Origin of the sequence: Cyanobium sp. Lug-B, assembly GCF_024345635.1 — a bacterium.
GTDB lineage: Bacteria > Cyanobacteriota > Cyanobacteriia > PCC-6307 > Cyanobiaceae > Cyanobium > Cyanobium minutissimum.
The window spans coordinates 1-10,705 of the sequence record NZ_JAGQBM010000083.1 but is presented as its reverse complement, the minus strand read 5'-3'; the positions used below and the strand labels follow the sequence as shown (position 1 = coordinate 10,705).

General features: G+C 68.0%; 16 protein-coding genes and 1 pseudogene. 15 read left to right on the top strand and 2 right to left on the bottom strand.

The features are described 5' to 3' along the window. On the top strand, positions 1 to 2,505 hold a 2,505-nt coding region (locus KBY81_RS15105), incomplete at its 5' end, for a plasmid replication protein, CyRepA1 family (RefSeq protein ID WP_254976947.1). Here the strand turns inward: KBY81_RS15105 and KBY81_RS15100 are convergent. Further along, the gene (locus KBY81_RS15100; RefSeq protein WP_254976946.1) at positions 2,502 to 2,627 is read right to left on the bottom strand and encodes a hypothetical protein; all 126 of its coding nucleotides are present in this window, start codon (positions 2,625 to 2,627) and stop codon (positions 2,502 to 2,504) included. The genes KBY81_RS15105 and KBY81_RS15100 overlap by 4 nt on opposite strands. On the opposite strand from KBY81_RS15100, the gene KBY81_RS15095 reads away from it, so the two are divergent. The 11 genes from KBY81_RS15095 (at position 2,617) to KBY81_RS15045 (ending at position 8,408) form a co-directional block, all read left to right on the top strand. Beyond that, positions 2,617 to 3,003 (top strand): hypothetical protein, encoded by a 387-nt coding sequence (locus tag KBY81_RS15095; RefSeq protein WP_254976945.1) that lies wholly within the window; start codon positions 2,617 to 2,619, stop codon positions 3,001 to 3,003. The genes KBY81_RS15100 and KBY81_RS15095 overlap by 11 nt on opposite strands. A 226-nt stretch (positions 3,004 to 3,229) precedes the next feature. Beyond that, on the top strand, positions 3,230 to 3,421 hold the full coding sequence (locus KBY81_RS15090) for a hypothetical protein (RefSeq protein WP_254976944.1): 192 nt from the start codon (positions 3,230 to 3,232) through the stop codon (positions 3,419 to 3,421). 2 nt (positions 3,422 to 3,423) lie between these two features. Next, the gene (locus tag KBY81_RS15085) at positions 3,424 to 3,720 is read left to right on the top strand and encodes a hypothetical protein (RefSeq protein ID WP_254976943.1); all 297 of its coding nucleotides are present in this window, start codon (positions 3,424 to 3,426) and stop codon (positions 3,718 to 3,720) included. A gap of 107 nt (positions 3,721 to 3,827) precedes the next feature. Next, positions 3,828 to 3,989: a hypothetical protein gene (locus KBY81_RS15080; protein ID WP_254976942.1), complete on the top strand. Its 162-nt coding sequence runs from the start codon at positions 3,828 to 3,830 to the stop codon at positions 3,987 to 3,989. Between the two features lie 31 nt (positions 3,990 to 4,020). After that, positions 4,021 to 4,317 (top strand): hypothetical protein, encoded by a 297-nt coding sequence (locus KBY81_RS15075; RefSeq protein WP_254976941.1) that lies wholly within the window; start codon positions 4,021 to 4,023, stop codon positions 4,315 to 4,317. Next, entirely contained in the window at positions 4,314 to 4,757 is a 444-nt protein-coding gene (locus KBY81_RS15070) for a hypothetical protein (protein ID WP_254976940.1), read from the top strand. Before KBY81_RS15075 ends, KBY81_RS15070 begins: the two co-directional genes overlap by 4 nt. 268 nt (positions 4,758 to 5,025) lie before the next feature. Continuing rightward, a complete protein-coding gene (locus KBY81_RS15065; RefSeq protein WP_254976939.1) occupies positions 5,026 to 5,253 on the top strand; it encodes a hypothetical protein in 228 nt (75 codons plus the stop codon). Between the two features lie 487 nt (positions 5,254 to 5,740). Then, positions 5,741 to 6,094 carry a hypothetical protein gene (locus KBY81_RS15060; RefSeq protein WP_254976938.1) on the top strand — a complete coding sequence of 118 codons (354 nt, stop codon included), beginning with the start codon at positions 5,741 to 5,743 and terminating at the stop codon, positions 6,092 to 6,094. An 821-nt stretch (positions 6,095 to 6,915) separates the two neighbouring features. Continuing rightward, positions 6,916 to 7,380 carry a hypothetical protein gene (locus KBY81_RS15055; RefSeq protein WP_254976937.1) on the top strand — a complete coding sequence of 155 codons (465 nt, stop codon included), beginning with the start codon at positions 6,916 to 6,918 and terminating at the stop codon, positions 7,378 to 7,380. 450 nt (positions 7,381 to 7,830) lie between these two features. After that, complete coding sequence (locus KBY81_RS15050) at positions 7,831 to 8,010, top strand: hypothetical protein (protein WP_254976936.1); 180 nt, start codon at positions 7,831 to 7,833, stop codon at positions 8,008 to 8,010. A gap of 59 nt (positions 8,011 to 8,069) precedes the next feature. Then, positions 8,070 to 8,408, top strand: a complete 339-nt coding sequence (locus tag KBY81_RS15045) for a hypothetical protein (protein WP_254976935.1) — start codon at positions 8,070 to 8,072, stop codon at positions 8,406 to 8,408. A gap of 577 nt (positions 8,409 to 8,985) precedes the next feature. On the opposite strand, the gene KBY81_RS15040 is transcribed toward KBY81_RS15045, so the two are convergent. Then, positions 8,986 to 9,165, bottom strand: a complete 180-nt coding sequence (locus KBY81_RS15040) for a hypothetical protein (protein WP_254976934.1) — start codon at positions 9,163 to 9,165, stop codon at positions 8,986 to 8,988. Between the two features lie 134 nt (positions 9,166 to 9,299). Between KBY81_RS15040 and KBY81_RS15035 the strand changes: the two genes are divergently transcribed. From KBY81_RS15035 to KBY81_RS15025, 3 genes and pseudogenes are all read left to right on the top strand, one after another. Further along, positions 9,300 to 9,452, top strand: coding sequence for a hypothetical protein (locus tag KBY81_RS15035; RefSeq protein ID WP_254976933.1), 153 nt, complete (start codon positions 9,300 to 9,302; stop codon positions 9,450 to 9,452). 476 nt (positions 9,453 to 9,928) lie between these two features. Then, entirely contained in the window at positions 9,929 to 10,111 is a 183-nt protein-coding gene (locus tag KBY81_RS15030) for a hypothetical protein (protein ID WP_254976932.1), read from the top strand. Then, positions 10,111 to 10,705, top strand: a pseudogene (locus KBY81_RS15025) (hypothetical protein); the annotation flags it as partial. The gene KBY81_RS15030 and the pseudogene KBY81_RS15025, both read left to right, overlap by 1 nt.

Sequence of the window (10,705 nt, the reverse complement as noted above, 5' to 3'; positions counted from 1 at the left end):
GCCGAACGGATCGCGGCCCGCTACCGCCTAGAGCCGCCCGTGGCGGTGCTGATCGACCTGGACGGTGGCGCCGGTGCGTTCTGGCGCTGGTGGGCCTCAGAGCCCCGCCTGCCGCTGGTGGTCGTGGAAGGCGCGAAGAAAGCCGCCGCCCTCCTCTCCGCTGGCGTGCCTGCCGTCGCCCTGCCTGGCATCTGGAACGGCGCCCCGAAGGGCCCGGACGGCCGCCCCGCCCTGCTGTCCGATCTGGCGGCGGTGCCCTTGGCTGGCCGTGCTGTCTGGATTCTGTTCGATCACAGCAGCCGCCCCGACCCCGCCGAACCCAAGGCCGCCCGGCGCCTGGCCCGGCTGCTGCTTCGAGCCGGTGCCCGCGAGGCCCTGATCGGCACCGTCCCCGGCACCCACGGCAAGGGCCCCGATGATCACCTCGCCAACGGCGGCACCTGGGAGCAGCTGGCGGCCGTGCTGGCACCACCGGCACCGCTGCCCGTGCTGCCCCGCCTGCGGGCCGCTGACATCGTGGCGCCGGCCGGCTCCTACCTGGGCGACGTCGCGCCGATCCCTGCCCCGTCAGAGGCCCGCCTGGTGGCTATCTCTGGAGCGATGGGCAGCGGCAAGACCGAGGCCATCGCCGCAGCCGTCGCCCCCTTGCTGGCCACTGGTGTGCGGGTGGTGCTGCTGACCCACCGCCGCAGCCTGGGCGCTGCGCTGGCCGATCGGCTGGGCCTGCCCTGGGGTGATGACGCCCTGCCCGGTTCCGATCTCCGTCAGCAAGGCATCGCCCTGTGCATCGACTCTCTGGTGGGGCGATCCGCTGTCCGCTTCAACCCTGCCGACTGGGCCGGCGCCGTCGTGGTGATCGATGAGGCCGCCCAGCTGCTGGCCCATGCCCTGTTCACCACCGGCACCGCCATTGCCCACCGCCGCCCGGAGGCGCTGGCCAACCTGTCCCAGCTGCTGGCCGGTGCCGCCCAGGTGATCGCCGCCGACGCGCAGCTGTCCGAACCGGTGCTCGAAGCCCTCAAAACCGCCACCGGTTCCCCTGTCCTGCTGATCGGATCAGACCACCGCCCTGCAGTCGGCCGGGAGCTGGTGGCGCATCCCAGCCGCGCCAGCTGGCGCCGGGAGCTGGTGGCGCAGCTGCGCCGCCGCCGCCGCCTCTGGATCGCCACCACCGCAAAGGATGGTCCCAACGGCGCCAAGAATCTGGCCGAGCTGACCGCAAAGCACTGGCCCGGTGTTCCGGTGCTGGTGGTGGACAGCAAAACCGTGGCCGATCCCAACCACGACGCCTACCGCCTGGCCTCTGACCCAAACGGAATCGCCGCCCGCTACCCAGTCGTCATCGCAACCCCAGCTGTGGCGGCTGGCCTGTCCGTCACCCTCCGGGGGCACTTTGAGGCCGTGCTCGTTATGGCCGGCGGCACCACCGACCCCGAAGCCGTCGCCCAGGCCGCCGCCCGTGTTCGGGACGATTGCCCCCGCCACCTGTTCGCACCCGATCGCAGCCCAGGCGATGAACTGCGGGTGGGTTCGGGGAGCTTCGAGGCCCAGCAGCTGCTCACCCATCAGGCCCAGCACGGCGCCGCCATCGCCGCCCAGCTAGCCGGGACCGTGGATCTGGCCGCCGGCACCATCGGCCCGTGGCTGCCCCTCTGGGCCCAGCTGGCGGCGGCCACCAACCGCAAGGCCCTGGCCTATGGCTCCACCGTGCGGGCCCTGCTGGAGCGAGAGGGTTACCGGGTGATCGAGGCCGGCGCCCTCTCCCCCGAGGCCGAGGCCGAGGCCCAGCAGATCGCCGCCGAGCTGGAGCAGATCGCCGCCGCCGCCCAGGCTGCCGATGATGCCGCCGTGATCGCCGCCGAACCGCTCACTGCTGCCGAAGCCCGCGAGCTGGAGCGCAAGCGGAAGCAATCACCCGCCGAGGCCGCCCGGCTGGCCCGGTACCGGGTCGCCGAAGCCTGGGGCCTAGGTGCTGCTCCACCGACGCCCGAGCTGCTGGAGGCGCACCGCAACCGCCAGCACCGCCGGCACCGCTTCGGGTGGATCCTCCAGAACCTTGAAGCCCGCCCGCTGGTGGCCCGTCACGATCAGGCCATCGCCGCCAGCCTCGCCAGCGGTCGCCGCAGCTGGGCCCCGGATCTGTGCCGCGAAACGATCGGCCCGAAGGTCACCGCCGCCGACGCCATGGGGGTGCTCACCTGGCTGAACCGTCGCGACTGGTTCACCGCAGAGGATCCCGAGCTGCTGGCGCTGCAGGCCCTCGCCACTGCCCACGGGGGCAGCCTCCGGCAGGTGCTGGGGGTGAGCCCCGGCAAGCGCGCAACCACCACATTGCGGGCCCTGCTGGCGCTGGCTGGCTATCGCCTCGAAGCGAAGCGCAGCCGCGAGGGTGACGGCCGTGCATGGCGCTATCGCGTGGTGCCCGAACCCTTGCCGGCCGGCGTCACGCCGGAGCAGCTGCCCGCCGCCTGGGCGGCTTCCCTGTCCCAAAAATCCCCCTACTAAGTAAGGGAACCGCGCCAGCCCATCACCACCGCCACCGCCATGACGACCGCCCCAGCCCCCTCGAAGCCGACGCCCCGGAAGGTCACCGCCCCGAAGCGGCCGCCGATGCCGTTGCCCACCACCGCCGCCGAGCTGCTCAGCCTCGACGCCGCCGGCCTCAACGCCGTGTTCATCGAGGCCCGGCTGCGGCTGGGCAAGCAGCGCAGCACCAGGGCCCGCCTGCTGGCCGCCGAGAAGATCGACGAACAGAAGGTGGCGGTGCTCAAGGCGGAGATTGCCGAGCTGGGCGGGCTGCTCTGCACCATCCAGACCCGCCGGGGCCACCTGCGCCGTGAGGCCCGCCGGGCACTGGGCCGCCCGATCGAGCGGAACGAAGCCATCGCCAGCGCCGTGGATTCGTTGCTGAGCGGCCACCTGCACGCCGCCGTGATGGCCGAGGCCGACCGCCTGCAGAAGCAGGCCCTCGCCGACCTGGAGGCAGCGCCGGAGGCCGCCTGATCGCCTGCCGCCAACCTGTCGAAGAAGGCAGTTACGCCGGCGCTGGTGTGCCAGTCACCCCAGCTGCAGCCACGATCCAAACGTCTCATCTCCGCCGAAAACGGCCCGTTTCCCGTCTCATCGTGGGATTCGTGTCCAAGATCAGGCCCCTGAAGCTCTGTCCTTGTTGAGACTCGCCCCCAGGTGTGCCAGTCGCCGGAAGGCTGGGCCAGAACCCACTGATCCCATGACCTGCAGCGACGTGTACCCGATGAGCCGCGAGGGTCTGGCAGCCCTGCACCAGGCGATCCAGCAGCACGGTGAACGACAGGTAGGCCTTGACTGCGGCCATCCCTTCCCGATGGCGGCCAGAGCTGCGCACTATCGCTATCAGGAGCTCAAGCGCGAGTTGGCCATCGATGACCCCGCTGCCCTCTGACCATGCCCGCCCGTCTCCCCAAGGCCCCCGCCAGCCCCGGCAGCCGCCTCCGGCTCAAGCCTGAGCCGACCGTGACGCGCACGATCACCCTGCCCGCTGAGGTTGTCGAGGTGATCGAGGGGTTCTGCCGCCGCCACGATTCCACCTTCGATCGTCACGTTGTCAGCAGCCTGCGGCGATCCGCTGAGGCCATCCTTCGAGTCGAGGGCCGGTGGCCCCGCTACGGCGAACCGGAGCACAGGGTCGAGCGAATCTGGCCGCAGTTTGGGAAGCAGCCGAACGGCAGCCCGAAGGGGTAATTGTGCTCTGTGCGCTACGCGGGGGACGGCAAGCGCACAGACCGGAACACTGAAGCAGCTGCGCTCAATTCGTGCTCCCCTGTGCCCCACCGACGCCTGGCGAGCGGATGCTGCACACCAGCATCAGGCTGCCGCCGGCGCTGCTGGCGCAGGTCGAGGCGCTGGCACTGCACCACCGGTGCAGACCGGCCAACGTTTTGCGGCACGTCCTGGAGATCGGCGTCACCGCGCTGATCGAACAGCTCCCTCCGTCCCCTCGCCGGTATTGAGCCGGCCCACCGTCCCCACCACCCTCCTCCCATGACTGAGAAGAAGTACCGCCCCGGCCAGCGCGCTGATAAATACGGCCTTGGGTTGCCGGTCGATCGTGACCTGACCAAACAGGAGATCGCCGAGCTGCCCGATTCTGTATTAATCAACTACGCCTTTTCCACCGAATACAACGACGCCAAGCGCGAGCGCGAGCGCCTGGCCGAGATGCAGCGACAGCAGCCGGCCCCCCGGACCTTCACCGAACAGGAGCTCAAGGCCATGACCCCGACCGAGCTGTTTCAGCACGGCTTCGGCGGCGGGATGCCCGGCGGGGGCCAGGGGTGACGAAATCCGGCGGCGGTAAGCGGGGGTCAGAGATCACCCGCCTCGACCGGGCCAATCAGGTGGCCCGCATGTTTGTAAAGGGTGCCACCCGCAGGGACGTGTTGCAGTTTGCTGCGGAGAAATGGGGGATGGCACCCCGCACAACGGACCGCCTCATTGCAGATGCCAGAGCCTGCCTGGTGGCCGATTTCGATTCGATCGATAGGAAGGAGATCCTGGCGCAACTGCTCAGCTCTCTCTCTCTGATTCAGATGAAGGCCATACACCAAGGCGATCTGAGCGTCGCGCTCGGATGCGTCAACGCAACCGCGAAGCTCTGCGGCCTGTTCCTGCCACCGCCTGCGCCTACTGTCAACTACACGAGCGTCAGCATGGCGCCGCCTGCCAGCCCTCCACCGAGCGGCAACTGGGTGCAGACCCTGCAGCATCGCGATGACTGATTGGCTCCGGCAGACTAAGGGTGGGCGAGGTTCAGAAACAGTCATGGGCGGGGAGGACCGTTGCACCCTCTCCGCTTTTTCTTTGTCTGACATGATGGAGTTGTTGTGTTGAGTGGCGCCCCCCAGAGGTGGCTTTTTGGGGGGCGCCGTTTTCTTGCTCAGGCCTCGACCCGTTGCTGTTGCCAATTCTTAGCGGTGTTTGTTGTACTTTAGGACCGCTAATCGTTGACGGGTAGGCTATTCTTCCGCTGTCCTGATTCCCCCGATCATGTTCTCCGAAACCACCACCACCGAATACGCCGCCGAGCTGGCCGCTGATCTGGCTGCCCACGGCGTCGAGGCCCTGCAGGATCTGGAGGTGTCGGTCAGCGAGCTGCAGACCCTGCCGCTGGCCCCTGCTGTGGCTGCTGAGGCCGCCCGGTTGCGTGCTGCCCTGCTCACCCTGCAGGCAGGATTCGCCGCCCTGCCGGGGCTGCTGGAGGGTGCTGAGGGTTGATCGCTGCCAAGGCGGGAAAGCTGAGGCAACTGCCTTAGACACCGTGCCCACCTTCACCCGCCCGATCCTTCACCGTGAGGATGATCTGCCCGGCGTGCCCGAAGTGGATCTATCGCCGCTGGCCAGTGCTCAGGCCCGCCGTGCCGCCCGCCAGGCAGACACCCGTGACCGGGTGATTCCGTCGTCTCGCGTGGTAGCGAATCGGTGAGATGTTGCTAGGATGGGTGGAGATCAGGCAGGCCGAACGCGCCGCGTGATCGCCAGGAACGACACCCCAAGCGCTACGGCGCCCCCACCGCAGCAGGATCGGCACCCGGCCACCAGCAGGCACTGACGAAAGACCCGGCGGTGGGGTCCGGCATGGGTGAGACGCCCGAAGAATCGAACCTCGACAACCGAATCGGACGACGATCACGCCGGGGGCTCCCTGGTGGCCGCTGCGCTGGAAGCGATGCGCCGGCCGCCGAATCCTTCGCCCCTGGAAACAATGAACACGAAACCCGACACCATCACGGTGCTGCTGGCGGTCGCCCTCGAGGTGGCCGAAGCCGTGCTGGTGCTCACCGTCGCCCTGGTGGCGCTGGTGCTCACCGTGGCCCGCGCCATCCGCCGCCGTGCTGCGCACCCTGCAGCGGTGCCACAGCAGCCACCAGCCGCCGCAGGATCAGCCTGCCGAGTGGTGCCGGCGGCTCCTGCCCCAGCCCCAGCCGTGCATCCCCTGGCCGTGCTGGCCGCCGAGCTGGAGGCCCTGCCCGTCAGCCGCCTGAGGCCCCTCGCGGGCGTCACCAGCAAGCGGCACCGCAAGATCGAGCTCATCAGCATGGTGGCCGCCTGCTGCTGACCCCTCCCCCGGCGCGATCGTCCCCGCCTCTGGCCCGGCTGCTGCCGGTGCGCCACCCTGCCGGGGTTGCGGGCCGCGTGGTGTTGCTTGGGGTGGAATCCGTCCAAGAGGCCCAGAGTGCTGCTGAGAGCTGGGCTTTGCTCCTTCGCTGGCTGTCCTTCAATTGGCCATGGCTGGTCACTGCGGGACTGGTCGGCGGGGGTGCTATCGGGCTCTGGCGCTGCTGGAACTGGCTTTTGGATCGAGAAGGTGGGAGATGCTGGCCTCTCCTTGCCGCCCTTCTGCCGCCGCTGATCCCGATTGCCAGGGCTTACCAAGAGAACTCGCCTGAGATAGTCAAGTCGTCTACGGTGGCGGGACTGCTAACAGCGATCGCGCTAGTCTCGTTTTATGGACAACAACGTAGTAACAGAGACAGAATTAAGACGCAAGATCAGCTCAACGAACAGGCGGCTCGCCTTGGTTGCATCGGAGCTGGAGTCCGGGAACAAGGATCTCAAGTCAGCGCTATTGCGACTGAGGTCAGTCGCATCGGCTCTGGAGTCGAGCGCGTCGAAGCCAGGATCGAGCGCGTCGAGGATGCAGTTGGCGACATCGCAACTGCTCTGTCAACTCTCGCGGCTCAAACCGAAGAGCAAGAAGACTCCTGACCTGATCGTCCAGCCGTAGCCCCCAGCAGCTGCTGATCGTCCTGAACCTCCCTGCATCCGCCTGACGGTTGCCCTTGGTGGCACGTCTCAGGACGTCCTGGCACCCTTGGCCGGCACCCCCACCCTCGCCCGCCTGCCATGCCTGAGACGTCTCTGGCCGTCCCGGATGGGATGCAGCTGTCTGCGTGGTGGGAGTCCCGCGCCGTCCCGAGAAGTACCGCGTTCAAGCTGGTGAGGATCGCCGGCATCGAGCCGGGCAAGGTGCGCGTTGATGGCAGCCGGTCGCCGGTCTCCTTCCTGAGCCAGCAGCAGGTGGGCGCCCTCGATGCCCTGCACGCCCGCCTACAGCAGGGTGCAACCCTCGCCCAGCTGGAAGGCGCCTTGGCACCCCTGAGGCATCCTGAGCCGTCTCAGGACACCGAACCGACGCCCCTGCCCGAGGAGGAGGACGCCATGGCTCAGGACGCCCTGAGCCGTCTCAAGGCGGGGCGGCTGGCGCTGACCACGGGTCTGCCGCTGACCACGGCCGAGGTGAGCTGGCTGCTGGGTGCCCGCCCTGGTGGCCCGGTCGTCACCCGTGGTCGGGTCGTGGCACGGAAACATGGCCGCAACTGCTGGACGCTGGAGCCGTCCTGAGACGGATTGAGGCGGCCAGAACGGGTTACGATTTTCTCGGTCCGTATGGGCTGGACTGCGCCGTGATGGGCCGCAGATCCCGCTGCATCGCAGCGCAACGCGACGGGTGACTCGTCAGAGATCCACCAGCGTCCGCCGGTACGCCGCTCCCCCGTCATCACCGAGGGGGCAACCGGCAGCCCATCACATCGACCGCATCATGCACAAGATCCAGCACGCGCCCCGTGGCTACAGGCACCGGGGTTACTACGTCGAGGCGCTCCCAGGCCCTCGCGGGTGGAACGTCTGGCGCCCTGAGGAGGAGATCGCCCTTTGCGGCGTTTATTCCCTACGGGAAGCGCGAGACGTCATCGCTGACGACCTGGCCGAGAGCAGAGGAGGCCCGTTGCCCTGAGCCGTCTAGAACCGTCCCGAGACGGCATCCCTAGCCATCTCGGGACGGCCTGAGCCATGCCAGAACAGGACCCCCGCCACCATCGCCTGGCCGTGCTTCGCCAGCGGCTGGAGGCCTTGGGCATCGAGGTGAGCAGCCACCCGGTCGGGTCGTCGGAGCGGGATGCCCTGGCCGTCCGCTACGGGGAGCTGCTGGGGAAGGTGCTGGCCCTGGCCGAGGAGCTGGAGACGTCTTGAGTCGGCTTGAGATGGTGGTATGGTTGTACCAGCGATTAACCCCGGCGCCATTGGTAGCCGTGTTCGCTGTCAACTCAACATTCGCCCGGCCCCTGGCCGCTGCATACATGCCCACGCAAACCATCGAGGATGTCATTGAGAGCTGGATCGCTGACCGCCGCCTGTCACGCCGGCAAAAGGCTTTCCTGAACGAGGTCTACGACCGCCGCGAGGTGGCAGAGGCCGCCAGCTTCAACCTCTGCCCTCGTTTTGAGGCCACCGAGCTTGACGTCCCAGAGGCCACCTACTGGATTCAGTTGGTCGCCACGGTTCTCGACTTCGAGGACCCCAGAGAAGGCGTTGTCCGCTACGACGAAGTAACCCAGGAGCTGGAGGACTACGGCCACCTGTCGGACTAGATGGAGTGATGGTCAACGGGCCCCAGCTTCGGCTGGGGCTTTTTTGTGGTGGAGCTGGAGACGTCCTGAGTCGTCTTATGCGCCTATGCGCCTGGCCAGAATGTCGGCCCCTCTGCCGATCACATAGTTACGCGGCATGGCGCCGCCCCAGTGCTGACGGGCTTTCTACCCTATGCGTCTACAGGGCTGGACAGCATAACGGGCCTCAGATCGCTGCATCCGGCGTCTAAGTGTCAGATAGCGGCCCTGATTAGCGGTCTGGTTCGGTATAGAAACCGTGCGGGGCGTTCAGATGCAAGATCCCCGGCGGCCCGTGGGTGGAGGCGCAGGCGGCGCTGGATCGGGAGGTGCAACAAAAGCCCGGCGGCGGCCGGAACCAGCACACGCCTAAAGGGGGCCCCCCGATAGGCACGGCGACCGCAGATCAAAGGATTTCAAGGAAGCGGACCGCCTCTTTGGAAAGCCTACCAACTACCACAGCACCCGCGACGGAATCCGCCGGCGTCTTGAGCGTTACGCCGAGGACCCTGCCGCCTGCAAGGAACGCGGCACCAAGCCCGAGAAGGTTGAGCAGGCTCTAGCCCCTGAACCCCAGGCCGCCATCCTCCACGTCGTCGCCGTCGTCGTCGATCAGCAGCGGCTCCAGCGGCTGCAGGTGCGGCACGGGCGAGGGTGGCCCGTCGTCCGGTTCCGGCCGCTCCCAGTCGATCGCTAGGGCGATGGTGAGCCGCCCGGCACGGACGTCGAGGCTGAACACGGGCGGACAACTGCTGCCTCAGGGTGCCGGCACCTTCGCCCGATAAGTCGAAGAAGAACCCCGGAACACTTGGGGGAACCATTGCTCACACCCCCATGGTCGCCCTCGTCGATCACCGGAAACCAGGCCAGCCCATGCGGCACTTGGGCCTGAAGCTGCCCGAGGCGGTCTACGTCGAGCTGGAGGGCATCGCCAACGACATGCAGGTTCACCGCTCCCAGCTGGCCCGTCACCTGCTGCTCCGGGGCCTCGCCGCTGAACGGGCCGAGGGGCAGGAAGGTGGCTGATTCTCTTGAGGCCGTAGCACGCCTGTTCGGAACCGCTTGCGCCTATCTGAGCAGCGCGTAATACTCCGGGCATGGAAACAGCCATGCCCCCTCGCCCGCTAAGGGTTCGCGCCTTCCGGGTGAGCGATGAGCTCGACGATCACCTCCGTGCCGCTGCTCACCAGCGTGGCCTGACGATCTCCCAACTCATCAAACAGGCGATCTGCGCTCACCTTCCAGGGATCCCCCCAGAGGTCGCACGATGACCGTCTAGCGGCCAAAAAAAGACCCCGATTGCTCGGGGCCTGCCCTGAATAGGGTGTGCTGTTGAAATCCTTTCCGATCCCTTCGTTTCTCAGGCGGGTGGGGTCGGAACCACGAAACCCGTAGGTTCCATGATCTTTGCTAGATCTGCCGGGGGGCTAGCCCTGGCAGACGCCTATGCAGGCGAGCTTCTGCAGTGTAATCCAACTGCCTCCGCGCCACAAGCACCAGCGGTGGAGGTTCGCAGCCGCAAGGGGCTATGGGTAGCGGGCTACCGCCTGCTCCAGTTCCGCGACGACGGTCTGGCGACGGTCTACAGCGAGCGCACCGGCCGGACTGAACACCTGCCGCAACATCGCTGGCGCGACCCGCTCGAAGCCGCCCTGCTGGCCTCCCTCGCCGGGGGGGTGCAGTGATGGCGACCACGCTGATCACCGGCAGCGCCTGGGACGTTGCGCACGGCACTGAAACCACCGACGCACGGCACCTGGCCGAGTGGGTCAACGGGTCCGCCTGCCACCCGGCCCTGGCTGCCGCCAACGTCGTCACCCTCGCCGGTGCCGACGCTCTGCAGGCCCTCGCCGGCGATCGGCTGGAGCAGCTGGGCGGCCATGCCACCCAGTACGCCACCGGCGCCGTCTCCCGCCTGCTGCAGCCCCTTGAGGCCGTCGCCGCTGCTGGCGGCTGGTGGTGCTCCGGCCTCGACCCCTTGGCCGACTGGGCGCCCATGCAGTGGGGGTGCTTCAAGCCCGACGCGCCCCGGCAGAGCCGGAAGGACGGCCAGCTGGAGTGGAAGGGTTTCGGGGATCCAAAGCTCCAGAAGTACGAACACCCGCTCAAGGTTTCGGCCCGGTCGTTCTGGCTGCGGGTGCCCCGCGAGGTGGCCGAACGGATCGCGGCCCGCTACCGCCTAGAGCCGCCCGTGGCGGTGCTGATCGACCTGGACGGTGGCGCCGGTGCGTTCTGGCGCTGGTGGGCCTCAGAGCCCCGCCTGCCGCTGGTGGTCGTGG

Coding starts and splice junctions, on each gene's coding strand:
- KBY81_RS15090 (WP_254976944.1), top strand. CDS start 3,230: ATGACCTGCAGCGACGTGTACCCGATGAGCCGCGAGGGTCTGGCAGCC.
- KBY81_RS15085 (WP_254976943.1), top strand. CDS start 3,424: ATGCCCGCCCGTCTCCCCAAGGCCCCCGCCAGCCCCGGCAGCCGCCTC.
- KBY81_RS15080 (WP_254976942.1), top strand. CDS start 3,828: ATGCTGCACACCAGCATCAGGCTGCCGCCGGCGCTGCTGGCGCAGGTC.
- KBY81_RS15075 (WP_254976941.1), top strand. CDS start 4,021: ATGACTGAGAAGAAGTACCGCCCCGGCCAGCGCGCTGATAAATACGGC.
- KBY81_RS15065 (WP_254976939.1), top strand. CDS start 5,026: ATGTTCTCCGAAACCACCACCACCGAATACGCCGCCGAGCTGGCCGCT.
- KBY81_RS15060 (WP_254976938.1), top strand. CDS start 5,741: ATGAACACGAAACCCGACACCATCACGGTGCTGCTGGCGGTCGCCCTC.
- KBY81_RS15055 (WP_254976937.1), top strand. CDS start 6,916: ATGCAGCTGTCTGCGTGGTGGGAGTCCCGCGCCGTCCCGAGAAGTACC.
- KBY81_RS15050 (WP_254976936.1), top strand. CDS start 7,831: ATGCCAGAACAGGACCCCCGCCACCATCGCCTGGCCGTGCTTCGCCAG.
- KBY81_RS15035 (WP_254976933.1), top strand. CDS start 9,300: ATGCGGCACTTGGGCCTGAAGCTGCCCGAGGCGGTCTACGTCGAGCTG.